The following is a 23,222-nucleotide window of genomic DNA, read 5'->3' as shown; positions in this document are numbered from 1 at the left end:
ATGTGTTTGATTCCTCCACCGGTTGAGAGTGCAGAATAGCCTGCCGAACCTGTTTTTGCCGCATTGCCTGCTCAAATAAGCCGTTGTAATGCCGAACTGAAAAGGACCGCCGGTGAGCGATAACAGAGAGAACAATCAGCCGCCCTACGACCGCGACAGCTCCTATGAGAGCAAGGGTGGACCGATCATTCCTAAATCGCCGACCGAGGCTCTGAGACCTGAAAAAGTGCCTGAGCCGCCGAAGCGCTCGCGCAAGGCCCACAGCCAGACAGTGATCTTCCTGAATTTTTTGATGACGCTGATCGTGGCCGTCACCGTGGTGGGTATCGCGGGCTTCTACTACATGATCCACTCGTTTCATGAGCCTGGCCCGTTGCCGACCAACACCACCATCACGGTGCGCAATGGCGCCGGTCTGGCGGAGATTGCCAATACGCTGGAGCGAAGCGACGCCATTTCCAACGGACGCATCTTCCGCCTGATGGCAGATCGTTACATGGAAGCCGGTCAGACGCCGAAGCCTGGCGAATATGAGATCAAGGCCCATGCATCGATGAAGGATATTCTGTCCTTGCTGGAATCGGGCAAGTCGATCCTCTACACAGTTGCTTTCCCGGAAGGCCTGACGGTCAAACAGATGTTCGCGCGCCTTGAATCCGACCCTGTGCTCGAAGGTGATCTTCCGACCGAATTGCCACCGGAAGGCAGCCTGCGTCCGGACACCTACCCCTTTACCCGCGGCACCAAGCGGGAAGAAATCGTGCGCCAGATGCGCGCGGCCCAGACAAAGCTCGTCGACATGCTGTGGCAGCGGCGCGACCCGGACCTGCCGCTGAAGACCGTCGAGGAATTCGTCACACTCGCTTCTATCGTTGAAAAGGAAACCGGCAAGGATGATGAGCGCGGCCATGTTGCTTCCGTCTTCTATAACCGGATGAAGAAGAACATGCGTCTGCAATCCGACCCGACGATCATCTACGGTCTGTTCGGTGGTGAGGGCAAACCATCCGACCGGCCGATCTATCAGTCGGATCTGCAAAAAGAGACGCCGTTCAACACCTATATCATCCGCGGCCTGCCGCCGCACCCGATCGCCAATCCCGGTCGGGCAGCGCTTGAGGCAACGGCCAATCCCTGGCGGACAGACGATCTCTACTTTGTAGCCGATGGCACCGGCGGCCACGTCTTTGCCAAGACGCTGGACGAGCACAACGCCAATGTCCGCCGCTGGAGAAAGATCGAAGCCGAAAAGGCTGCTAGCGGCGGAAACTCCGAAACCGTTGTCGACGGTCAGCCAGGCGGCAATCAGGCAGAGAAACCGGCGAATTAATAGAGGGATGGCTGCGGCTGCGTGGCCGCACTCAAGCCCCTGGGGGACATTCGAATGACATTGCAATCCATGACGGGCTTCGCGCGCAGCGAAGGCTCCTCCGGACGATATCGCTGGGCCTGGGAGTTGCGCTCCGTCAATGGCAAGGGGCTGGATCTAAGGCTGCGCCTGCCATCGGGCATGGAGGCACTCGAGACGGCGCTGCGTGACATCGCATCGAAAAGCCTGTCGCGCGGTAACATTCAGGCCGGGCTCTCGGTCTCTGCATCAGAGACCAAGCTTGAGGCCGTCGTCAACCGTGACGCGCTGGATGCGGTCCTTGCCTTGAAGCAGGAACTGGGAAATGCGGTCAGCGACGCGCCGCTCAGCTTTGATACGTTGCTGTCGGTGCGCGGTCTCGTTGAGTTTCGCGAGCCAGAGGAAACGGAAGATGCGCAAGCTGCCCGCAACGCCGATATCGTCGACGGATTCTCCGCGGCCGTCGCTTCGTTGAAAGCCATGCGTGAAAGGGAAGGTGCATCGCTCTACACGCTGCTTTCCACCCATATCGACCGTATCGAACAGCTGACATCTATCATCGAAGCCGATCCCTCCCGCCAGCCGGAGCACATCCGGGCGAGGCTGGAAGCGCAGATCGCCTTGATCGGCGATGGCAATGGAGGTCTTGATCGCGAGCGCCTTTATGCGGAAGCCGCATTGCTGGCCACCAAGGCGGATCTGCGCGAGGAGATTGACCGGCTGACCTCGCATGTGTCAGCGGCGCGTGAACTTCTCGCCACCGGCGGGCCTGTCGGGCGCAAGCTCGATTTTCTTGCACAGGAATTTAACCGGGAGTCGAATACGATCTGTTCCAAATCCAATGCCAGTGCTGTAACCGCTGCTGGTATCGAATTGAAAGTCGTGATCGACCAATTCCGCGAACAGGTTCAAAATCTGGAGTAGGCTCCATGGTACCAGCAGATAGCTCCCCCGTTCATATCGCCCGCAGAGGGTTGATGCTGGTCATGTCTTCGCCATCGGGTGCGGGCAAGTCCACCATCGCCAGAAACCTGCTGGATCGGGACAAGAATATCAGCCTGTCGGTGAGTGTCACGACGCGCCAGCGCCGGCAGAGCGAGATCGAAGGCATTCATTATCACTTCATCACCAAGCGTGAATTCGAGGTGTTGCGAGACAGCGATCAACTGCTGGAATGGGCGGAAGTACACGGCAATTTCTACGGAACGCCGCGCGCGCCGGTTGAGCAGGCCATGTCTGAAGGTCGCGACATGCTCTTCGATATCGATTGGCAGGGCGCAGAACAGCTTCAGGACAAGATGCAGGCAGATGTGGTGTCGATCTTCATTTTGCCGCCGACCATGACCGAACTGCAGTCGCGCCTGCATCGCCGCGCCGAAGACACCGAAGAGGTGATCCGCACACGCCTTGCCAATTCCCGCGCCGAGATCGAGCATTGGCGCGACTATGACTATGTGATCCTCAATGACGATCTCCAGGCCGCCTTTTCGGCTGTCGAAGCCATCGTCAAGGCCGAACGTGTCCGCCGCAACCGTCGCCACGGTATGTTCGATTTCGTCAGGGGATTGTTGGAGGAAGAGCCGCAGCTTTAATCAGCCCGGTTCTTTGGTTGCCAGCCACTGACGCGACAGCTTCTCATCGGCTGCGTCTTCCGCCCAGCCGTGACCACCCTCGAGCATTTCGAGACGAACATCCGCGCCAGCACTAGTGAACTGGTCGGCCAGATCACGCGCGTCGTTCTCCGCCCGCCTTTCATCTTGCCTCGCTGTAAGCAGTAGGACGGGAAAGCCGGAGAGGCTAGGAAGTTCTTCATGTCTTCTAGGCGAGAGCGGCCGCAAGAGGATGGCTCCCCGCGCCAGGCTGCCATTCTGGCACAGCACCTCAGCCGCCATGATCGCACCATTTGAATAGCCGACGAGAAACGGCATCTCGCCTGTCTGACGGATGACAAAATCCATGAACATGCAGAGCCTAGTCGCCTGCGCTTTCAGATCATCCACGTCGATTTGCCGGTCGGGCTTTCTGCGGAAAAATGCATAACCATTTTCCCAGGATACGGCGCCGCGCAGGGTATAAAGAACGGCATTGGGAAACACCGCCCGGCCGAAGGCCAGGAGGTCGTTCTCATCCCGTCCTGACCCATGGAGAAGCACCACGACGCAGTTGCGGTTCCTGATGGGAGAGCAAGCTCATATTGGAAACCGGCATCGTTCATGGCGGCCCTCTCGGCAGGGTCTAAAACAAGATCAATGTCTGCTTGGTAATGCCCGTAGCAGGATTACAAGCTGTTCGCCAGCCGCACGAACTCTTCGACCGACAGCGTCTCGGCGCGTCTCGTTGGGTCGATGCCCACCTTTTCAAGCAGGGCTTCTCCGCCGATGCTTTTCACGCTCTGGCGCAGCATCTTGCGGCGTTGGCCGAAAGCGGCCTCCGTGACCTTCTCAAGCTTCTCAACATCGCAGGCCAGCGGCTTTTCCTTGGGCAGGAGATGCACGACGGTCGAGGTGACTTTCGGGGGTGGGCTGAAGGCTTGTGGCGGCACGTCGAAAGCCATTTCCGGCACGGTGCGCCAGCCCGTGAGCACACCCAGGCGGCCATAGTGGTTATCGCCTTCTTCGGCAACAATGCGCTGTCCGACTTCCTTCTGGAACATCAGCGTCATGGAGAGCCAGAATGGTGGCCACTCCTTCGGCAGAAGCCAGTTGACCAGAAGCTGGGTGCCGACATTATAGGGGAGGTTGGCGATAATGCGGACCGGTTCGCCCTTGGGAACAAGGGCCTCGAAATCGGTCTTGAGCGCGTCGCCTTCGATCACGTCCAGCCGTCCGGGATAATGATCGGCAATTTCCGCCAGTGCCGGAAGACAGCGGCTGTCTCGCTCTACGGCAATCACCTTCTTTGCGCCAAGCGAGAGAATGGCCCGGGTCAAGCCACCTGGACCAGGCCCGACCTCAAAGACCGTAACGCCGTCCAGAGGACCGGCGGTCCGCGCAATCTTCTGCGTCAGATTAAGGTCGAAAAGGAAGTTCTGACCGAGCGACTTCTTCGCATCAAGGCCGTGGCGCTGGATGACGTCGCGCAGCGGCGGAAGACCATCGATTGCTGCCATCAGAAAACCTGCCGTACAGCGATGTCGGCCGCCATTTTCAACGCCGCCACAAGGCTTGAGCAGTTGGCGATACCCTGTCCGGCAATACCGAAGGCGGTGCCATGATCGGGTGACGTGCGGATGAAGGGCAGGCCGAGCGTCACATTGACCGAGTCATCGAAGCCGAGTGCCTTAGCCGGAATCAGGCCCTGATCGTGATACATGCAGATCGCAACGTCATAACGCTTGCGCGCGGCATCATGGAACATGGTGTCGGCCGGCAGAGGGCCGAATGCGTCGATGCCATCCTTGCGCAACTGCATGGTCGCCGGATGGATGATATCGCGATCTTCCGTGCCGATCGCACCGTCTTCGCCCGCATGTGGGTTTAGCCCAGCGACTGCCAGTCTTGGCGCATCCATGCCGAACTTGCTCTTCAGGTCGTTGGCAACGATCCGGCATGTATCGATGATGAGCTCCTCCGTCAGAGCAGATGCCACATCCTTGATGGGAATGTGGATCGTCACAGGCACGACACGCAGCTTTGGCCCGGCGATCATCATGACCGGTCGCGCTGCCTGGCCTGTGTGCTTGAGCGCGAGATCCGCAAGGAATTCTGTGTGGCCGGGGAAGCCGAAGCCGGCTTCGTAAAGCACGGCTTTGGCGATCGGATTGGTAACGACGGCAGCCGCCTTTCTCGCCATCGTCAACGAGACAGCGGTCTCGATGGCCTTGATGGTGGAGATGGCTGTGCCGACATGAGGTTGGCCTGCCTGTACGTCAAAACCGACAGGAACAGGCAAAACGGGCAGGCCGGTGGTGAATGCAGAAACTGCTTCTTCAGCCTCGCAGGTGACGATGTTGACCGGAATGTCAAGAATATTTGCCCGGCTCGTCAGCACGTCTGGATCACCGACGAAGAGAAATGGCGGAACACTGAGTTCATCACGTCTTGCCCAGGCTGCAAGCGCGATATCGGGACCGATGCCGGCGGGATCGCCCTGTGTCAAAGCGAGAGGCAGTTCAAGCGACGTCACGACGTTCGGATCTTTCACCTGTTGCGCTGGTCTCGAAAGGTGCGACCCTGCCGATCAGCGGCATTTTGATATCTTGGAAACCATAGCGGCACCGCATCAGGGTGCGGCACCAGGATCAGGTTTGAGTGATCTGTGCCTTGCTGCGAAGCTCGTCCAGATACTTCTTCTCGTTCGGGTTCTCACCCTTTTCCGCCTTGCTCAGGTCTTCGGCACGAAAGACCACTTCCGCTGCATAGTCATCGGAAACCTGCTGCTTCTTGCACACAGCCAGGTACTCGACGCCCTTCTCGGTCACGCGCGTGGCTGTGGTGCCGCCCTCAGGTGTCTTGGTAACCAGGTCTTTCCACTCCGTGGGAAGTTCCGGTTCGAGAATCCGGCCAAGGTCCTTGATCGAAACATCCAGCATCGTGGCTGCGAAGGTCTTGGCCTGTTCGCAACCGGGATAACGCTTGCGGGACGCTTCCGCTTCGCTCTTGCGTTTGCCGATGATGGACTTCTTGGATTCCGGTACGACGAAAATAATCTGCTGCAGGAAGTATTCCGACGTCACAGGCTTTTGGCCGCGCTCCTTGAGGCGCGTGATGAAGTCCTGTGTCGACATGCGGTTCTTGCCGCCATAGCGCGCATTGACCAGGCGTGGCCAGCTCATCTGTATTGCGATGAAGGATTTGAAGTGGTCGGCACCCACGCCAGCCTGTGTCAGCACCTTGGTCAGTTGATCTTTCGTCAACTTGTTGCTGGCAGCAAAGCGGCCGAAGGCGGCATCGACATCTGCGGTGCTGACCGAAGCCTTGACGCGGGCGATTTCCTCGCGCTTCAAAGCCTCCTCGATCAGCTGTTCGCGGGCCTTCTCGTTGAGATTGCCAGACTGGCGCTGCAGCTTCAGGAAAGCCACGCGGCGTGCAATATCGTCAGAGGTAATCGGTGTCTTGTTGACGACGATCTTCACCGCGCTGTCGGCAAAAGCGACATTCGCCTGCGGCGTGACAATCATGGGAACTGCGAAGATCGCAAAGGCAAACGCGACGCTGCGCATCGCCTTCTTTCCGAAGTTCATCCTGGTCTCTCCCTCTCGGCAAGCCAGTGGACCGGTTCCACGGCATTGCTTTTGAAACTCTCGCAGCGTGAAGTTTATGTGCTCACCTCACGGTGATGCTCCGCCTTCCGCCGCGATCCTAAATATGAACGCGCCCGTGTATATCACTGGAATGATTACCACCGCAATCGTCCGTCACAACCAGATCGTCGATATCTGCGGCAAAAGCGTGACCTTAACGGCAGTCTGTCGATCACATCACATCGAGCGCCACACCCAGTAGAGGTGTCGCGTCAAACGAAAACGGCGGGAAAATCCCGCCGTTGTTTTATAGGGTGTAGGCTATCAGTAGTTATTTGGCTGCCAGCCAATATCGGCCTTGTCCCAGTCTTCCGCAGCCGAGCCGACGCTGATGTCGCCGAGTGTGCGGAAGGCGAGGCGGGCATTGATCGACCAGTCATTTGCCGCCTCGCGAACGGTGCTGAGGTTACCCTCATCCGAGTAGCTGACGGTAAAGATGGTGCACTCGTCCTGATAGAGAACACCGATACGGCGCTCGCTCGAGAACTTATTGTTCAAGTCGTAGTTGATCGCGCCGAACAGAGCCCAATTGTCGTCGAGACGGATCTTGCCCGACGTCTGGATGATGTCACGATCACGGTCATAGCCGTAATTCGGCTGTGCCTTGACCTGCGTATAGCTGACCTTGCCGGTAAAACGGTTGTCCGTGTAGTGGACGCTGTTCTCCATCCGGTTGATCTCGAAGTTATCCTTGTCCAGACGCAAGCTGTTGGAGAAGGACAGACCGATCGGCGCATCGATCGCCGCCATCGTCACGTAGTCGGAGCGGTCTGATTCCAGTCCGGAATCGGCACCGGCATTGACCAGATCCGGCGACGCGAAAGAATTCTCTCCGGCCAGATGGAAGGACTGACCCGCGATCGCACGGATGCCGTAGCCATTGTCGAAGGTGCCGTTATAGCGGAAACCGAGATTGGCACGCGTACCGCCTTCGACACGGTCGAAGCCCGTGAACTTGTCGCGTTCGAACAGGTTGGTCGCATCGAAGACGAAGGCCTGCGAATCCTCGTTTGGAAGGCGACCGGCGAATTGCTCATCCGGACGCAGGAATACCTGAGCGATCGGTTCGATCACGTGGCTGCTGTTCTGCGCCGTAAACAAAATCGGGTAGCGTGCCTCGAGACCAAGCGTCGCCATGCCGCGGAAGGCCGCGTCATCGTCGATCGAACTGCCATAGGTGAGACCCTGTGTCGCCATATCGGTGGAGAAGATGTCTCCACGAAGGGCGCCGAGCGGTGTCAGCTGAAGGCCGCTGTCGAAGGTGTAGGTTCTCTTCCACTCGGCTTCCGTCGTCAGGCGCGTATAGGTGCCTTCAAGACCCGGGAAGCGGTTGGAGGTTCCGAGCGCGTAGGCATCTTGATTGCGGCGCGTCAGGCTCGTGAGGTTCGTCGTCAGCGAAAGCTCGCCGCCATAGACGGGATCGGGAAGGAAGTAACGATAGTCAACGGCTGGATGGACAATCGCCTGCCTGCGCTCTTCCAACTCGAAGTCGTCCTTGTCCTGGACGTTGAAGTAGTAGGCATTGGCATCGAAGCTGTTACGATCACCGAGGCCGGTGAGGTAAAGCTTGTTGGTCTGGGTTTCGCTCTTATAGCCCTTGAGGTCATAGGTGCGGGCGAAGTTGTTGTCGGACTGCACCATGACGTCCCAGCCGAATGACCAGCGGGGATTGATCTTGAAGTCACCCTTGCTGGCAACCATGCCGCGACGGTCGTTCAGCGCGTCGCTGGTGCCGGCGTCGAATCGTTCCGGGTCGCGCTGGTCGATGCCGGCAAATGTCAGCGTGTGCGTTCCCATCTCGAAACGGTTGCGCAGTTCACCGTGAAGCAGAAGCCCCTGGGCCGTGTAGAAGGTCGGTGTAACCGTCAGATCCGCGCTATCGCCAAGCACCTGATAATAGGGCACGCCGATACCGAAACCGAGCTTGTCGGTTATGCTCATCTGAGGGAACAAAAAGCCCGATTTGCGCTTTACCCTGTTGTCGGGAACGGTGAGGAACGGAAGATAGGCGATCGGCTTGCCGAAAAGCTCGAAACGAGCCTTCTCCAACCGAACTGTCTGGCTCTTGCCATCCTGAATGACACGCTCAGCCTTGACCTGCCAAAGCGGCGGCTTGTCCGGACGCTCGGCGCAGGGAAGGCAGGCCGTATAAACGCCGTTGTTGAGGATCATGACATCCTCATTGACGCGTTCAGCACTTTCGCCGGCAATGCGCGTGTTGTCGGTGGTTTCCACGCGCAGGGCATTGACGAAGCCCTGCGAGAAATTGTCGGTCACGTCCAACTCATCGGCGTAGATGCGGTTGCCGCTTGGTTCGATGAGTTCGATGTTTCCGCGGGCAACGACGCGGCCGGTGCCCTGATTATATTCAATGCGTTGGGCCACCATGCGGTAGCCCGAATATTTCAAGCGCACGCCACCCGTCGCGATCACTTCTTGAGCGTCACGATTATAGGTGAGTTCATTTGCTGTAAGCAGGAGTTTTGATTGGTCTTGAGCGTCGCCCACAATCACCCCGTCATCAGCGAAAGCGCTGGATGCGGTAGCTACGTATGCGCACACAGAAGCCCCTGTCAGAAGGGCTGCCGCAAGCCGTCTGATATTCCCGCGGTCAAATACCGCCACTAGCCGTCCTCCTGATGAAGCAGAATGGTTGCCCCCAATGCCAACGCTACGACGACTGGAATCCAGACCGCAACGAAGGGCGGAACAACGCCGCTACTCCCGAATGCCCTTACGAGCACGGTTACCACATAAAGCACGAAGCCGGAAAGGATTCCACCCAGAATCACTGAACGGGACTGTGCAAAACGGCTGAACTTTAGAGAAACAGTTGCCGCAATGAACGTCATCGCCACCAGCAGAAATGGCATGGAGAGCAGAAAGTGATATTGCGTCTCGAGTGCCTTGGATGACAGGCCGAAGGATTTCGCCACTTCGATTTTTCGAGAAAGATCAAAGAAAGCAACGGTTTCCGGCTGAGTCAGACGCTCTTGAACGAATTCCTGTCTCAAATTGGTACTGATTCTGGCCGTCGCCTGATGGGTGGGGACGTGACCCGGCCGAATCTCCGAAACGTTGTTAAGAAGCCAGTAACCATCTTCCAACTTCGCCGAGGCGGCGTCCTGTCGGAAAAGGATGTTGCCGTTCTTGTCGAGGTGAATCAGCACCACATCTTTCAGCAGCGCGCCGTTATCCTCGAAGCTCTTTGCTCCGATGATCGTGTCCTCTCCACCGCTGCTTTGGCGCAGCCATGGAATCACCTGCTGCTGGCGCGGGCCGCTGCCATCGTTACGCCATCCCGCCTCGACGGAGAGCGATTTGCTTTCGCCCCAGGCGGCGAGCGGATTGAGCGCCGCGACGCAGAGGATGCCGAGTAGAATCGCGCCGGTGATGAAAGGCAGCATGAACTGCCAGACGGAAATGCCCGCCGCGCGCGTCACCACAAGCTCGTAGCGGCGGTTCAGCGAGATCAGCGTCGTCATGCCGACGAAGAGGGCAACGAAAGGAACCGTCTGCTGCAGAATGAGCGGCAGTCGAAGTGCCGTCAGTCCCAGTGCAGCCGGCACGGAATATCCGGGAAGGCCGGACATGCGTCGCGCTGTTTCGCTAAAATCGGCCAGAAAGATGATCGACGAGACGCCAAGCAGAAACCAGAAGGTCGTCATGGCATAGCGACGAAGAAAATAGCGGGCGAGTGTGCCGAACATCATGCGCTCTGTCCCCCGTTACCGTTCGCCTTTGGCCGGCTGACGCGGTGCTGGAGCGCCTGGGTTGCGGTATGAAGGAAGGCCGGCATATGCAGCTTGCGGCCCGTCGTCAGCAGATAGGCGGCAATGAGGCCGCTCACCACCGGAACTGCATAGACGAAGGGAATGAAGGCAGCGCTCTGCTTCACCTGATTGGTGAAATAGAAACCCAGCCAGCGCAGCATGAAGGCCGTGACCAGCGCAACCACCATGGGATGTAGCCGTGCCTCGCGATGAGAGCGTGCGTCCCCTGCGACGACCAGCGAGATTAAAGCGAACACGAAGGGGAACATCCAGTCGACGAGACGCCGGTGCAGTTCCGAACGGAAGCTTCCAGGATTTTTCTTGTAACTTTCCAGGTTCTCGTCTGGAGATAGCAGGAAAGCGAGGCTGGCATCGCTGGCAGACAGCGACGGCTCATTATCGGACTTCTCCGACATGGTCGAGAGATCGAAGGCGTAGGACAGGAACTTGACGACCGAAACCTTGCCGTCAGGCGTCTTCTGCTGAACCTCGCCGTCACGCATGGTGAGCGAGGTACCACCTTCGTCGATCATGCCTTCCTTGGCATAATAAATAAGGTCGTAATTCGGATCGCGACGGTCGGCAACGAAGAGTCCACGAAGGATTCGGCCCTGACGCTGGCCGATTTGCACATAAAGTCCATCCTGAATAGTGCGGAAGGTCTTCTCTTCGATCACCGAGGAGAGGAGGTCGGCATAGGCTGCAGCGACCATCTGGCGCGCAGCGGCACGTGCCGGCGGCTCGGCAAAATTGGTGATGCCGAAGGAGACAAGGCTCAGCACCGCGCCGAGAATGAGGACAGGCTTGTAGATGATCGTGCGGCGCGCGCCCGAGGCATCGATGATGGCGAGCTCCGAGTCGGTGTTCATCGCGGTGAGCGTCTGCGTCACGCCAATGACAAGCGCAAAGGGTAGAACGACGGGAATGAGCGTCGGCAATAGCATGGTTGCGAGCGTCATGAACGAGCCCATGGACTGGCCGCTATCCGTGACGAGGTTGATTCTTTGCAGAACCTGGATCGTCCAGATGATTGCCAGCACGGGCATCAGCGCGACGAGAACCATCTGCGTCGTGCGTCGCAATATGTACCGTTCGAGAAGCGCCATTTAGTCCCTGGTAACGTTTTTCATTCTTTTTTCCCGTGCAGGGAACCGGCCCTATGTAATCGCATCGATCCCGCTTGGCGACTCTCGATGGACCACAAATTTCTTTCGCGCAGTCATTTTTCCTGCGGCTGTGGCTTTTTGTGGAGAGCTGGCGAAAAAACTTTTCGTCGAACCTCAGTCGTTACCGCGACCATCCACAAATTTGACACTGCGAGTCGCCATGCCGGGGTTGCGTCGCGGGCGGAAAGGCCCATGATCCGCACACCCTTTAAAAAACAGCAAGATGAGCATCAAGATGTCCGCCAGTTTCGATATTTCCTTCGCCGCTTCCGCCTCATGTGAAAATGCCACGGCCATTCTTCTGCGCGCTTCCGGCGACGAAGGGGCGGCGGGTCAGGCGCATGTGGATCCGGCTGGCGTGCTGGAAAAGGCCGCCAAGGTGGCAGGCTTTTCGGCAAAGTCGATGAGCGTTCTCGATGTTCTGACGCCCCAGGGTTCTGAGGCAGATCGCATCACGGTCATCGGCCTTGGCAAGGCCACGAAGCTCACCGCGCATGATTGGCTGAGGGCAGGCGGCACCGCTGCCGCCAATTTCAAGAAGGCGGAAAAGGTCGTCGTCTATCTCGATGTTCCGGGCCTCGATGTAAATGGCAATACCGCCGCCGACTTCGCCCTGGGGCTTCTGCTGCGCGCCTATAGCTTCGATGCCTACAAGACCAAGAAGCCGTCCGACGAAGAGAAGAAGCCCAAACGTGTCGATGTGACGATTGTGACGGTTGGCCACAAGGAGGCAGAAAAGGCGTTCGAGGCTGCTCAGGCCGTCGCCGATGGCGTCATTCTGGCGCGCGATCTCGTCAATCTGCCGCCGAATGTGCTTGGTCCGGTCGAATTCGCCGAGAAGGCTGAGGGCTTGAAGAAACTCGGCGTAGAGGTTGAAATCCTTGGCGAAAAGGAAATGAAGAAGCTCGGCATGGGCGCACTTCTCGGCGTCGCGCAAGGCTCGGTTCGCCCGCCACGGCTTGCCATCATGCAGTGGAATGGCGGCTCCAAGAAAGACGAGCCGATCGCCTTCGTCGGCAAGGGCGTGGTGTTCGACACCGGCGGTATTTCTCTGAAGCCAGGTGCCGGCATGGAAGACATGAAGGGCGACATGGGCGGCGCTGCTGCCGTGACCGGTCTCATGCACACGCTTGCGGCCCGCAAGGCAAAGGCCAATGTGATCGGCGTTATCGGGCTCGTCGAAAACATGCCGGATGGCAATGCCCAGCGGCCTGGCGATATCGTCACCTCCATGTCCGGCCAGACCATCGAGATCATCAATACGGACGCCGAAGGTCGCCTCGTTCTGGCGGATGCGCTCTGGTACACGAACGATCGCTTCAAGCCGAAATTCATGATCAATCTTGCCACGCTCACCGGTGCAATCACAGTTGCGCTTGGTAATCTTCAGGCAGGCCTCTTCTCCAATGACGACGAACTGGCCGGTCAATTGGTCGAGGCGGGCGACACGACACAGGAGAAGCTCTGGCGCATGCCGCTTGGCAAGGACTACGACAAGATCATCGATTCGAAGTTTGCCGACATGAAGAACAGCGCTGGCCGCTTGGCGGGCTCGGTCACGGCGGCCCAGTTCCTCAAGCGCTTCGTCGGTGAGACGCCATGGGCGCATTTGGATATTGCCGGTACGGCCATGGGCTCGCCGCTGACTGAGATCAACCAGTCCTGGGGCTCCGGCTATGGCGTGCGCCTTCTGGACGAGTTGGTTCGCGCGCACTACGAGGATTGAGAGAGAAGCATGAAGGTGGCAATCTCCCGATGACGGAAGTTCTGTTTTATCATCTGACGGAATCCAAGCTGGAGGATGCCTTGCCGCCGCTTCTGGAAAAATCGCTGGAGCGCGGCTGGAAGGTCGCGGTCCAGACGGGAAGTGATGAGAAGCGCGATGCGCTCGACGTGCTTCTCTGGACGTTCCGCGACGACAGCTTTCTGCCGCACGCCACCGATGCCGCCGTAACATCTGCCGCACAGCCGGTGCTGCTCACCTCAAGTGATGGCAATGCCAACCAGGCGACGGTGCGCTTTCTCGTTGATGGCGCGCAGCCGCCGGCACTCGATGCCTATGAGCGCATCGTCTTCATGTTCGATGGCTATGACGCCGGGCAGCTGGAAGCGGCACGCGCGCAGTGGAAGAAGCTGAAAGGCGAGGGCCATGCACTTACCTATTGGCAGCAATCGCCTGAAGGCCGCTGGCAGAAAAAGGCGTGAGCCTCCAGCGCATCAACGACGAAAACGAAAACCGGCAAAGCCGGTCGTCTTGGTCGGGATCATCCACACACCGCCCGATGATGGCGCCTTCTGCAACCGCTCGTCGGACATGTTGTGACGGTGGGACGTCAGGAAAAGCGTGCTGAAGTCCGGCCCACCGAAGCAGCCCATGGTGGGGTGCGGGACGGGCGCCTCAGTCGCACCAAGATGCGTACCGTTGGGCGAAAACGCATTGATCAGTCCGGCAGAAACGCCAGCGCTCCAATAAACGCCAGAACGATCGACGCAGCCGCCATCGGGCCTGCCCGTTTCCTCTGTCATCTGCGCAACCAGAATGCCTTCATCGAAAGTGCCGCGGCTCTTGTCGAAAGCGCGGCGACGGATCCATCTCTGGACGGAATCGCTCTGCCACATGACCGAACCATCTTGCGAGAAGGCAAGCCCATTGGGGCAGGTGAGGCCGGTCTGCATCCGTTCGGCGCCACTCGCCGTGACGCGCCAAAGTTCGCCGCGCGCCTCCATCTGCGCCAATGGCACGTTATGCATCGTGCCGACCCAGAATGCACCGTCTGGCCCGATCCGTCCGTCATTCAGACGGAAAGCTGCGCCTTCCGGCGCCGGAATGCTGCAAAGCGTATGGGTGGCGCCACTTTCCGGATCGAGGAAAACAATATCCATGCCGCAGGCGATGATGAGGTCACCATTGTCGCAAAGCCCAAGGCTGGACACCGTGCTTGGGAAAGACCATTCACGGTACTGGCCCGGCGTCAGCGCGGCAGAGCGCACCGTCTTGCCGAGAATATCGCACCAGAACAGCACTTGGCGCTTTTCGTCCCAAACGGGCGATTCGGCGAGAGTGCTGATTGTGTCGCAGAGAAGCTCTGCCTCTGACATGCCAAGCGTTTCGGCAGGCAGCGATCCGGAGTGTGCAGTCGTCATGATGGGGTATCCAGTGTCGGTGGTGCCGCGGATTTACTCGAAATAATCCTGATGGTTGGAGAAGACCTGCGCCAGAATGCCAAGAACGCGGCGCAGATGTTTGCGCAGTTCCTCCGCCGCAAGAGCTTCATTGCCATCCTGAATCGCTGCATAGACTGCCTCGTGTTCGGCAAGCAGCCCAGCCATATGCGCCTCATCGGTAATGGCAAGAGCCCGCAGACGATCCAGGCCTGCCTTTTCGCGGATGAGCAGCGTTTCTAGCCTTTCCATGCCGGTGGCCGCAGCAAGGGCGCTGTGAAACTGGTCGTCATGCATACGAAAGGCCTTGCGGTCCGCGCGCTGCATCGCCTTGCGCTGACCGTTCAGCGTATGCTCGATTTCTTGCTCGGCTTCCGCCGAAAGACCGATCTCGCACAGCTTCTCGACCGCTGCGACCTCAAGCGCTTCACGAATGAACTGCGAACTGCGGATACTTTTTTCAGAAAGCTTGGAGACATAGGTGCCGCGGCTGGGAAGGGTCACGATCAGGCCGTCGTCTCGCAGACGGCTCAAGGCTTCCCGCACCGGCGTGCGACTGGAATTGAATGATAGCCCGATCTCATTTTCAGACACCGCCTGCCCGGGAAAAAGCTCTCGCGACAAAATGGCGGATTTCAACGCCGAATAAATCTGATCCACTACCGGGCGGTTCAGATCCAGCCGTTCCATAGTCGGGACAGAGCCGCCTGTCATCGGGATTTTTGGCATTTGCACTCCAGCAATTTTAAACCGGTATACCGGAACACGAGTCAGTTGACAACCGGCATACCGGTATGCAATTTACGTCGAATTGGGAAGGGAGGCTCCCCGAAATGCAGAAGATCAAGACCTGCGTCATTATTGGCGCCGGAATGGTGGCGAAGACCCACGTGCTCGCCTGTGCAGCAAGTCCTGACAAAATTCGATTGAAGGGTATCGTCGACAGCGGTTCCGGCCGCGCCAAGGCGCTGGCCGAGGAAGCGTCGAAGCATGCAGGATATGACGTTACGGTCTATTCCTCGGTGGAAGCGGCGGCGCATGATAAGGATGTCGATTTCGCCATCATCGCCACGCCGCCGAACGCCCGCCTCGATATCGTCGAAGCTTTCGCCCGCGCCGGCAAAGATATTCTGATGGAAAAGCCGGTTGCTCGCAACACCGATGAGGCGGAGCATCTGGTTGCTCTCTGTCGGGACGCTGGCATCACGCTCGGTATCATCTTCCAGCACCGCATGCGGGCTGCATCACAGAAGGCGCGTGCATTTGTTGACGGCGGAACGCTTGGAGCACTCGGTCTCTGCGAGATTTCCGTGCCGTGGTGGCGCGCCCAGTCCTATTATGACGAGCCCGGTCGCGGCACTTTGGCGCGTGACGGTGGCGGCGTTCTGATTTCCCAGGCCATTCACACCATCGATCTTGCCCTCAGCCTCACAGGTCCTGTGTCGCGCGTTCAAGCGATGGCGGCAACGACTCGTTTCCATCGCATGGAAACCGAAGACTACGTTGCTGCGGGCCTTCGCTTTGCGAATGGCGCGGTCGGCTCGCTTGTCGCGAGCACGGCAAGTTTTCCCGGCTCGGCGGAATCGATCGTCCTGCACTTCGACAATGCCAGCCTCCGGATCGCTTCCGGTCTCCTGCATGTCGATTGGCGCGACGGACGCCAGGAGGTCTTTGGTGGGGCGGCTTCCGGCACTGGCGGCGGCGCCGATCCGATGGCGTTTACCCATGAATGGCACCAAGGCGTCTTCGAGGATTTCGCAGATAGCATAACCGCAGAACGTCCACCGGTTGTCACGGGCGAAGCGGCTCTTTTGTCTCACAGATTGATCGACGCGATCATTAACTCGGCCGAAACCGGCAAGGAAGTGGAACTGCAACAATGACTAAAGCAATTAAGTTCGTCGCTCTGGGCATAGAGCACCGCCACATTTTTGGCATGGCACAGAACCTGATGGATGCCGGTGCGGAGTTCGTCGGCTGGTGGACGGAAGGCGAGCCCGACGTGGTCGAAGGCTTCGTCAAGCGTTTTCCCGACGTGCCGCGTTCGGCCACCAAGGAAGCGCTTCTGGCGGATGACAGCGTTGATCTCGTCGTCATTGCCGATATCCCATCCAAGCGCGCAGACCTTGCGGTCGCCTCGATGGAAGCTGGCAAGGACGTCATGACCGACAAGCCGGGCTGCACCACATTCGAACAGCTTGAGCGCATTCGCCAGACGGTCAAGAAGACCAACCGCATCTGGACAGTCGATTTCTCCGAGCGCTTCGAAGTGCCGAGCGTCACCAAGGCTGCCGAGCTGGTCGCCGCAGGCGCCATCGGCCGCGTCGTCCAGACGATCGGCATGGGTCCGCATCGTCTGAACCGCCAGATCCGTCCAAAGTGGTTCTTCGAGCGTGAAGCATACGGCGGCATCATCACCGACATCGCCAGCCACCAGATTGACCAGTTCATGTTCTTCACCGGCTCCACCGAGGTGGAAATCGTGTCTGCTTCGGTTGCCAATTACGCCAACCCGGGCGACCCGGGCCTGCAGGATTTTGGCGAAGTGCTGCTGCGCGGCGACAAGGGCCACGGCTACATCCGCGTCGATTGGTATACGCCGGATGCGCTGCCCACCTGGGGTGATGGCCGCCTGACGATCCTCGGCACCGAGGGCTATATCGAACTGCGCAAATACGTCGATGTCGGCAACAGCGAAGGCACCGACCGCCTGATCCTCGTCAATGGCGATCGCTGCGAATATATCGATGCCTCCGACGCTGGCCTCCCATATTTCGGACGCGTATGCGACGACATCCGCAACCGCACCGAAACGGCGATGACGCAGGAGCATGTCTTCAAGGTTTGCGATCTGTCGCTTCAGGCACAGGCCAAGGCTGAAGGAGCAAAGGCATGATAGGCGTCGCCATTGTCGGTGCCGGTATTGGTGCCGAGCATCTGAAGGGGTATCTCGCTTTGCCGGAGCGGTTCGCCGTCAAGGCGATCTGCGATCTCGACGTGGAACGCGCGCGTGGCGTTGCCAATGGCACGTCCATCCACGTCACGGCCGATCTGGATGAGGTTCTGGCGGATCCGAGCATCCAGCTCATCGACGTCTGCCTGCCGCCGCACTTGCATTTTCCGATCACGCTGAAGGCGCATGCCGCCGGTAAGGACGTGGTCTGCGAGAAGCCGCTCGTGCGTTCGCTGGAAGAGGCAAATGCGCTTCTCGAATCCGTCAAGACAACCGGCCGCAGCATCTTCCCCGTTTTCCAGTATCGCTTTGGTCCGGCCATGCGCCAGCTTCGTGCGCTAATCGATGCCGGGCTTGCTGGTAAGGCCTATGTTGCAAGCTCGGAAGTCCACTGGAACCGTGGCAAGGGTTATTACGACATTCCATGGCGCGGCACCTGGAAGGGCGAATGCGGTGGCGCGATCCTCGGCCATGCGATCCATGCGCATGATCTGATCTGCTACGTGCTTGGGCCGGTCGACGAAGTCTTCACCATGGCCGATACCCGGGTCAACACGATCGAAACCGAAGACTGCGCGGCCCTCAGCTTCCGCATGAAGAACGGCGCGTTGGCAACAAGTTCTGTCACGCTCGGTGCTGCCGAAGATACGTCGCGTCTACGCTTCTGCTTTGAAGGGTTCACTGCCGAAAGCGGCTCGCTGCCCTATCGTCCTGCGGAAGACAAATGGCGCTTTATCGCCCGTGCGCCAACGACTCAAGCTCAGATCGACGCGGTTCTTGCGACGGTTGGCGACGGCGAAAACGGTTTCACCGGTTTTGTCGAGGCGATCGCCGACGCCATGGAGGGACGCGGCGGCAAGGAAGTCACCGTAACGGACGGTCTGCAATCGATCGAACTCGTCACGGCCATCTATCGCTCGGCGCGGGAAGGCAAGTTGGTGCGTCTGGCAGAAGCGGCGGAAGGTCAGTGGATCAAGGGTTGGGCTCCACAGCCAGCACCAGCTGCAGCATCGGCCTGAGAATCGGAGCGATTTTCGGAATGCACGATGCGTAAATCTGAAGCGTAGAGCGTCCTTTGTGCGTCCCAAAGGACGCTCGGCGCTCTAAAGCATAATCATCGAACGGGAGGAAACCAGATGATCAGTCAATACAAAATCGCATTCGCGGCGTTGGCCTTGGGCACAGCGTCTTTCGCGGGTGGCGCTCAGGCTGCCCAGGAAGTTCGCTTCACCTGCGCCTATGACGGCAATGGCTGCGAAATCCTGAAGGACATTCTCGCACGCTATGAAAAGCAGCATCCCGACGTGAAGATCGTGACCGACGTGGTTCCCTACAAGGCACTGCTGGAAGGTCTGCCCGTTCAGCTCGCCGGCGGCAGCGGTCCGGATTTCGCCACCGTCACCGACCTTGGTGGCCTTAACCGTTATTACCTCGATCTCACGCCCTATGTGGACGCGAAGAACTGGGAAGACAATTTCTCCAACGTGCTGAAATGGTACCGCAGTGGCCCTGAAGACAAGGGCATCTACGGCATGCATACGCAGTTGACCATCACCGGCGCCTTCATCAATCGCACCTTGTTCGATCAGGCCAATGTTGCCGTACCCGGCAAGGACGCGACGATGGACGATTGGGCAAAGGCTGCGACTGCCGTTGCCAAGGCCACCAGCACGCCTTACCCGATGGCGATCGACCGCTCCGGCCACCGTATTGCCGGCCCGGCCATTTCCTATGGCGCCAAGATTTTCGACGCTGAAGGCAAACCGATCCTGGTCGATGAAGGCTTTACGACCTTTGTGAAGAAGTTCGTTGAGTGGAACAAGGACGGCACCATGGCGCGTGACGTCTGGGCCGGGCAGGGCGGCAACACCTATCGCGATGCCGCACAGGAATTCATCAACGGCCAGCTCGCCTACTACTATTCCGGCAGCTGGCAGACTGCGCGCTTCGACAGCCAGGTGGGCGATGCCTTCGACTGGGAAGTCGTACCGCAGCCTTGTGGTGGTGCTGCCTGCACCGGTATGCCAGGTGGCACCGGCATTGTCGGTTTCAAGCAGACCAAAAACCCGAAGATCGTTGCCGATATCCTGAACTTCCTTGCTGAAGACGAGAACTATCTCGATTTCACGGTTCGCACCCGCAACGTTCCGGCCAAGAAGTCCATCGCGGAAAAGGGCGTGACCTACACCGGTGCGACCCCTGCCACGCAGAAGGCCATGAATGCCTGGCTCGACCAGATCCCCGGCATCAGCCCGATTGCTTACGCCTACCAGGGTTACAAGAACAATCGCGCCATGTTCAACATCTCTGTCCAGCGTATCACGCAGGCCATCGTCGGCGAACTCACGGTCGATGAAGCGATGGCACGCGCCAAGACGGACGTTGAGGAAATGTTGAAACAGGCGAAGTGATCCATCGCCTTCCGGCGCGGCGCATCCCGCGCCGCGCCGGATCGAAGGAGGAGCCCCATGTATAAATTTATTGCGCCAGTGATGGGCATCGTCGAACTGCCATTCGCCTTCCTGCAGAAGGTTCTCGGCCATCGACGGATCGCCTGGGTGTTTCTCACCCCCAACCTGTTACTCTTTGCTGTTTTCGCATTTCTGCCGATCCTGCTGAACGTCGCCTATTCGGTGACCGGCACCGAGCAGATCATGCTTGCCGATCGCCCCTTCGTCGGCGGTGGTAATTTCTCAGCGCTGATGTCCTGCGGCAATTATCTCGACCCGAATTCCTGTCAGCAGGATCTTTTCTGGCGCTCGGTATGGAACACGCTGCTCTTCGTCGTGCTGCAGGTGGGCTTCATGGTCGGCTTCTCGCTGATCACCGCCATCATCCTCAATCGCGATATCCGCGCCCGTGGTTTCTTCCGCGCCGTGTTCTTCTTCCCCGTGCTTCTGTCGCCCGTCGTCGTGGCGCTGATCTGGAAGTGGATCTTGCAGCGCTTCGGCGTTCTGAATGCCGCGATGGAAGGGATGGGCTTGAGCTCTGTCGACTGGATGCTGGAAGCAAACCTGGCCTTCGGCTGGTCGGTCTTTCTCTCGGTCTGGGCGCATATGGGCTTTTACACGCTCATCCTGCTTGCCGGTCTGCAGGCGATCCCGCGCGATGTCTATGAGGCCGCAGAACTCGACAAGGCCAACCCCTGGCGCATCTTCCGCCGCATCACCATGCCGCTTCTGGCGCCGACCATGCTCGTCGTGCTGGTTCTGTCGCTGATCAAGGGCGTACAGACCTTCGACGAAATCTTCGCCTTCACCGGCGGTGGTCCAGGCTCGGCAACGACCTTCATCATTCAATACATCTATCAGACCGGTTTTGCCGGAACGCCCCGCAATTTCGGCCTTGCAGCCGCAGCCTCGCTGCTTCTCGCTGTCGTTCTCGTGGTGCTGACCGCTCTGCAATTCCGGGCAAACAGGAGCAAGGTCGATGGCTAGGATTGGTGCATTTCTGACCCGCACGCGCGGCCGCAATGGCAAGCTGCACTGGACCGACTGGCTGTCCTACGCCTATCTCGGCATGGCCGTTCTGATCATGTTCGGCCCGGTCGTCTGGCTTGTTCTGTCGTCCTTCAAGACGGAAGCGGACCTTCAGCGCTTTCCTCCGCGTTTCCTGCCCTATTCGCAGGAGACGGTCGTGGTGGAGGGACAGCAAGCGCCACTTCCAGTCTACACTACCAAGGATGGCCAGACGGTGGGCATGGTGCGGCGTATCGGCCTTGTGGCGCAGGTCATCGACCCAGCCAAGCCGACTGAAATCCAAAAAATGCCGTTCAACGAGTTGAAGCCGGCTGAGCGCGTGTCGCTGGCGACGGAGAACTACACCGAGCTTTTCCAGCGCTTCAACTTCCCGCTCTACTTTTGGAACTCGGTCTTCATCACGGTGACGTCCACCGTCATCATGCTGATCGTCAATTCCATGGCGGCCTTTGCCCTGTCGAAATATCAGTTCAAGGGCAGGGGTGCCGTCCTGGCCATGGTCGTCGGCACTTTGATGATCCCGCAGACGGTCGTGCTCGTGCCGCTCTTTCTCATCACCAGCCAGCTTGGCATGATCAACAGTCTCTGGGGCGTGATCATTCCCGGTGCCGCCACGCCGACCGGCGTGTTCCTGCTGCGCCAATATATGCTGACGATCCCCGATGAGATCCTCGACGCGGCACGCATGGATAAGGCCAGCGAGTGGAAGATCTACTGGCGCATCATCTTGCCGCTCTCTGCACCGGCACTTGCGGTGCTTGCGATTCTCGCGGTCATGTGGCGCTGGAACGACTTCCTCTGGCCGCTGATCGTGCTGACCCGCAACGACAATTTCACCCTGCAACTGGCACTGAATTCCTTCCAGGGAGAGATGTCGACGGAGTGGAGCAACCTGCTCGCCATGACCGTGCTGACGCTCGCGCCCATCGCGCTGGTCTTCATGTTCCTACAAAAATACATCGCCACCGGCATTGCATCGACGGGCGGCAAATAATCCTTCGGGAGGAGACAAGACAATGGCAAGTATTGAGCTTCGTCAGGTCAAAAAGACATATGGCGCCCTCGATGTGATCAAGGGTATCGATCTCGATATCAAGCACGGCGAATTCTGCGTATTCGTCGGACCGTCCGGCTGTGGCAAGTCAACGCTTCTGCGCATGATTTCAGGCCTGGAAGCCCTGACCGATGGCGATATCGTCATCGGTGGCGATGTTGTCAACACGGTGCCAGCCGCCGACCGCGGTCTTGCCATGGTGTTCCAGTCCTACGCGCTTTACCCGCATATGACGGTGCGCGAGAACCTCTCCTTCGGCCTTGAAAACATCGGCACGCCGAAGAAGGCGATCGCCGAAAAGATCGCTCAGGTTTCCAAGATGCTGCAGATCGACCAGCTTCTGGAGCGCCGCCCCAAGGATCTGTCGGGCGGACAGCGCCAGCGCGTTGCCATCGGTCGCGCCGTCGTGCGTGAACCGCGCGTCTTCCTTTTCGATGAGCCGCTTTCCAACCTCGACGCAGAACTTCGCGTCGATATGCGCGGCGAAATCTCCGCTCTGCACAAGCGGCTTGGCAATACGATGATCTACGTCACCCACGACCAGGTGGAAGCCATGACCATGGCCGACAAGATCGCCGTGCTGCGTGCCGGCAAGCTGGAGCAGTTCGGCGTCCCGCTTGATCTTTACAATCGCCCTGCCAATCTCTTCGTCGCAGGCTTCATCGGGTCGCCAAAGATGAACTTCTTCGCTGGCGAGGTGATTTCCGGACCGACGCCGCAGTTGAAGATCGTGACGGGAGAACTGATCCCGCTGCCGCAGACCGGTTTTTCCTATGCGCCCGGCCAGAAGGTCACGCTCGGCATTCGCCCCAACCATGTGAAGCACGGCAGTGAGGGACCGCTCACCATGTCGGTGCGCACAGCCGAACAGCTCGGTGGAGAATCCTATCTCTACGGCAATCTGGGCGATGGTACGCCCGTGACGCTGCATCTGTCCGGGCAAACCTCCACTGCTGCCGGTGAGGTGATCCGCATGGCCGCGCCGCTCGAGCACGTTCATCTTTTCGATACGACGAGCGGCTTGACGCTCAAGCAGGACGTTTGA

At 58.8% G+C, this 23,222-nt stretch carries 21 protein-coding genes; 12 read left to right on the top strand and 9 right to left on the bottom strand.

Annotated elements, in window-relative coordinates; translation table 11 throughout:
- Positions 1-112: 112 nt before the first annotated feature.
- The 3 genes from mltG to gmk are packed head-to-tail and all read left to right on the top strand — an operon-like array spanning position 113 to position 2,940.
- On the top strand, positions 113-1,330 hold the full coding sequence (gene mltG / locus ACTJK5_RS07120; protein ID WP_062425621.1) for an endolytic transglycosylase MltG: 1,218 nt from the start codon (positions 113-115) through the stop codon (positions 1,328-1,330).
- Between the two features lie 54 nt (positions 1,331-1,384).
- The gene (locus ACTJK5_RS07115) at positions 1,385-2,272 is read left to right on the top strand and encodes a YicC/YloC family endoribonuclease (RefSeq protein ID WP_274103756.1); all 888 of its coding nucleotides are present in this window, start codon (positions 1,385-1,387) and stop codon (positions 2,270-2,272) included.
- 5 nt (positions 2,273-2,277) lie between these two features.
- Positions 2,278-2,940, top strand: coding sequence for a guanylate kinase (gene gmk, locus ACTJK5_RS07110; protein WP_062425619.1), 663 nt, complete (start codon positions 2,278-2,280; stop codon positions 2,938-2,940).
- Here gmk and ACTJK5_RS07105 read toward each other — a convergent pair whose 3' ends face one another.
- The 7 genes from ACTJK5_RS07105 to ACTJK5_RS07075 all read right to left on the bottom strand — a co-directional run bounded on the left by ACTJK5_RS07105 (position 2,941) and on the right by ACTJK5_RS07075 (position 11,469).
- On the bottom strand, positions 2,941-3,504 hold the full coding sequence (locus tag ACTJK5_RS07105) for an alpha/beta hydrolase (RefSeq protein WP_440612073.1): 564 nt from the start codon (positions 3,502-3,504) through the stop codon (positions 2,941-2,943).
- 122 nt (positions 3,505-3,626) lie between these two features.
- Complete coding sequence (gene rsmA, locus ACTJK5_RS07100; RefSeq protein ID WP_440612072.1) at positions 3,627-4,457, bottom strand: 16S rRNA (adenine(1518)-N(6)/adenine(1519)-N(6))-dimethyltransferase RsmA; 831 nt, start codon at positions 4,455-4,457, stop codon at positions 3,627-3,629.
- Positions 4,457-5,473: a 4-hydroxythreonine-4-phosphate dehydrogenase PdxA gene (pdxA, locus tag ACTJK5_RS07095; RefSeq protein ID WP_440612574.1), complete on the bottom strand. Its 1,017-nt coding sequence runs from the start codon at positions 5,471-5,473 to the stop codon at positions 4,457-4,459. Before pdxA ends, rsmA begins: the two co-directional genes overlap by 1 nt.
- Positions 5,474-5,588: 115 nt before the next feature.
- Positions 5,589-6,530 (bottom strand): peptidylprolyl isomerase, encoded by a 942-nt coding sequence (locus ACTJK5_RS07090; protein ID WP_440612071.1) that lies wholly within the window; start codon positions 6,528-6,530, stop codon positions 5,589-5,591.
- Positions 6,531-6,854: 324 nt separating this feature from the next.
- Positions 6,855-9,215 carry an LPS-assembly protein LptD gene (locus ACTJK5_RS07085; protein WP_144620954.1) on the bottom strand — a complete coding sequence of 787 codons (2,361 nt, stop codon included), beginning with the start codon at positions 9,213-9,215 and terminating at the stop codon, positions 6,855-6,857.
- A complete protein-coding gene (gene lptG / locus ACTJK5_RS07080; protein WP_062598222.1) occupies positions 9,215-10,303 on the bottom strand; it encodes an LPS export ABC transporter permease LptG in 1,089 nt (362 codons plus the stop codon). The genes ACTJK5_RS07085 and lptG overlap by 1 nt, the downstream gene beginning before the upstream one ends.
- Positions 10,300-11,469 carry an LptF/LptG family permease gene (locus ACTJK5_RS07075; RefSeq protein ID WP_440612070.1) on the bottom strand — a complete coding sequence of 390 codons (1,170 nt, stop codon included), beginning with the start codon at positions 11,467-11,469 and terminating at the stop codon, positions 10,300-10,302. The genes lptG and ACTJK5_RS07075 overlap by 4 nt, the downstream gene beginning before the upstream one ends.
- Before the next feature lie 295 nt (positions 11,470-11,764).
- Between ACTJK5_RS07075 and ACTJK5_RS07070 the strand changes: the two genes are divergently transcribed.
- Complete coding sequence (locus ACTJK5_RS07070; RefSeq protein ID WP_440612573.1) at positions 11,765-13,255, top strand: leucyl aminopeptidase; 1,491 nt, start codon at positions 11,765-11,767, stop codon at positions 13,253-13,255.
- Between the two features lie 29 nt (positions 13,256-13,284).
- The gene (locus ACTJK5_RS07065; RefSeq protein WP_062437913.1) at positions 13,285-13,734 is read left to right on the top strand and encodes a DNA polymerase III subunit chi; all 450 of its coding nucleotides are present in this window, start codon (positions 13,285-13,287) and stop codon (positions 13,732-13,734) included.
- 12 nt (positions 13,735-13,746) lie between these two features.
- Here ACTJK5_RS07065 and ACTJK5_RS07060 read toward each other — a convergent pair whose 3' ends face one another.
- Together ACTJK5_RS07060 and ACTJK5_RS07055 are read right to left on the bottom strand one after the other, a co-directional pair.
- The gene (locus tag ACTJK5_RS07060) at positions 13,747-14,673 is read right to left on the bottom strand and encodes an SMP-30/gluconolactonase/LRE family protein (protein WP_313591502.1); all 927 of its coding nucleotides are present in this window, start codon (positions 14,671-14,673) and stop codon (positions 13,747-13,749) included.
- A 33-nt stretch (positions 14,674-14,706) separates the two neighbouring features.
- Complete coding sequence (locus ACTJK5_RS07055; RefSeq protein WP_162741855.1) at positions 14,707-15,420, bottom strand: GntR family transcriptional regulator; 714 nt, start codon at positions 15,418-15,420, stop codon at positions 14,707-14,709.
- A gap of 104 nt (positions 15,421-15,524) precedes the next feature.
- On the opposite strand from ACTJK5_RS07055, the gene ACTJK5_RS07050 reads away from it, so the two are divergent.
- The 7 genes from ACTJK5_RS07050 to ACTJK5_RS07020 all read left to right on the top strand — a co-directional run bounded on the left by ACTJK5_RS07050 (position 15,525) and on the right by ACTJK5_RS07020 (position 23,222).
- Positions 15,525-16,574: a Gfo/Idh/MocA family protein gene (locus ACTJK5_RS07050; protein ID WP_113260774.1), complete on the top strand. Its 1,050-nt coding sequence runs from the start codon at positions 15,525-15,527 to the stop codon at positions 16,572-16,574.
- Complete coding sequence (locus ACTJK5_RS07045; protein ID WP_113179457.1) at positions 16,571-17,587, top strand: Gfo/Idh/MocA family protein; 1,017 nt, start codon at positions 16,571-16,573, stop codon at positions 17,585-17,587. Before ACTJK5_RS07050 ends, ACTJK5_RS07045 begins: the two co-directional genes overlap by 4 nt.
- A complete protein-coding gene (locus ACTJK5_RS07040; protein ID WP_112952364.1) occupies positions 17,584-18,663 on the top strand; it encodes a Gfo/Idh/MocA family protein in 1,080 nt (359 codons plus the stop codon). The genes ACTJK5_RS07045 and ACTJK5_RS07040 overlap by 4 nt, the downstream gene beginning before the upstream one ends.
- A 117-nt stretch (positions 18,664-18,780) precedes the next feature.
- On the top strand, positions 18,781-20,055 hold the full coding sequence (locus ACTJK5_RS07035; RefSeq protein WP_062598216.1) for an ABC transporter substrate-binding protein: 1,275 nt from the start codon (positions 18,781-18,783) through the stop codon (positions 20,053-20,055).
- Between the two features lie 57 nt (positions 20,056-20,112).
- Positions 20,113-21,081: a carbohydrate ABC transporter permease gene (locus ACTJK5_RS07030; protein WP_062425605.1), complete on the top strand. Its 969-nt coding sequence runs from the start codon at positions 20,113-20,115 to the stop codon at positions 21,079-21,081.
- Positions 21,074-22,117, top strand: coding sequence for a carbohydrate ABC transporter permease (locus ACTJK5_RS07025; RefSeq protein WP_313060229.1), 1,044 nt, complete (start codon positions 21,074-21,076; stop codon positions 22,115-22,117). The genes ACTJK5_RS07030 and ACTJK5_RS07025 overlap by 8 nt, the downstream gene beginning before the upstream one ends.
- A 22-nt stretch (positions 22,118-22,139) precedes the next feature.
- Complete coding sequence (locus ACTJK5_RS07020; protein WP_335322683.1) at positions 22,140-23,222, top strand: ABC transporter ATP-binding protein; 1,083 nt, start codon at positions 22,140-22,142, stop codon at positions 23,220-23,222.

This window comes from Agrobacterium sp. 22094, from assembly GCF_052046015.1.
Classification (GTDB): domain Bacteria; phylum Pseudomonadota; class Alphaproteobacteria; order Rhizobiales; family Rhizobiaceae; genus Agrobacterium; species Agrobacterium cavarae.
This window is presented reverse-complemented; position numbering and strand designations above follow the sequence as displayed.

What these genes read in the sequence shown, in the direction of transcription:
- ACTJK5_RS07115 (WP_274103756.1), top strand. Translation starts at nt 1,385, where the DNA reads ATGACATTGCAATCCATGACGGGCTTCGCGCGCAGCGAAGGCTCCTCC.
- gmk (WP_062425619.1), top strand. Translation starts at nt 2,278, where the DNA reads ATGGTACCAGCAGATAGCTCCCCCGTTCATATCGCCCGCAGAGGGTTG.
- rsmA (WP_440612072.1), bottom strand. Translation starts at nt 4,457, where the DNA reads ATGGCAGCAATCGATGGTCTTCCGCCGCTGCGCGACGTCATCCAGCGC.
- ACTJK5_RS07090 (WP_440612071.1), bottom strand. Translation starts at nt 6,530, where the DNA reads ATGAACTTCGGAAAGAAGGCGATGCGCAGCGTCGCGTTTGCCTTTGCG.
- lptG (WP_062598222.1), bottom strand. Translation starts at nt 10,303, where the DNA reads ATGATGTTCGGCACACTCGCCCGCTATTTTCTTCGTCGCTATGCCATG.
- ACTJK5_RS07075 (WP_440612070.1), bottom strand. Translation starts at nt 11,469, where the DNA reads ATGGCGCTTCTCGAACGGTACATATTGCGACGCACGACGCAGATGGTT.
- ACTJK5_RS07070 (WP_440612573.1), top strand. Translation starts at nt 11,765, where the DNA reads ATGTCCGCCAGTTTCGATATTTCCTTCGCCGCTTCCGCCTCATGTGAA.
- ACTJK5_RS07065 (WP_062437913.1), top strand. Translation starts at nt 13,285, where the DNA reads ATGACGGAAGTTCTGTTTTATCATCTGACGGAATCCAAGCTGGAGGAT.
- ACTJK5_RS07060 (WP_313591502.1), bottom strand. Translation starts at nt 14,673, where the DNA reads ATGACGACTGCACACTCCGGATCGCTGCCTGCCGAAACGCTTGGCATG.
- ACTJK5_RS07055 (WP_162741855.1), bottom strand. Translation starts at nt 15,420, where the DNA reads ATGCCAAAAATCCCGATGACAGGCGGCTCTGTCCCGACTATGGAACGG.
- ACTJK5_RS07050 (WP_113260774.1), top strand. Translation starts at nt 15,525, where the DNA reads ATGCAGAAGATCAAGACCTGCGTCATTATTGGCGCCGGAATGGTGGCG.
- ACTJK5_RS07045 (WP_113179457.1), top strand. Translation starts at nt 16,571, where the DNA reads ATGACTAAAGCAATTAAGTTCGTCGCTCTGGGCATAGAGCACCGCCAC.
- ACTJK5_RS07040 (WP_112952364.1), top strand. Translation starts at nt 17,584, where the DNA reads ATGATAGGCGTCGCCATTGTCGGTGCCGGTATTGGTGCCGAGCATCTG.
- ACTJK5_RS07035 (WP_062598216.1), top strand. Translation starts at nt 18,781, where the DNA reads ATGATCAGTCAATACAAAATCGCATTCGCGGCGTTGGCCTTGGGCACA.
- ACTJK5_RS07030 (WP_062425605.1), top strand. Translation starts at nt 20,113, where the DNA reads ATGTATAAATTTATTGCGCCAGTGATGGGCATCGTCGAACTGCCATTC.
- ACTJK5_RS07025 (WP_313060229.1), top strand. Translation starts at nt 21,074, where the DNA reads ATGGCTAGGATTGGTGCATTTCTGACCCGCACGCGCGGCCGCAATGGC.
- ACTJK5_RS07020 (WP_335322683.1), top strand. Translation starts at nt 22,140, where the DNA reads ATGGCAAGTATTGAGCTTCGTCAGGTCAAAAAGACATATGGCGCCCTC.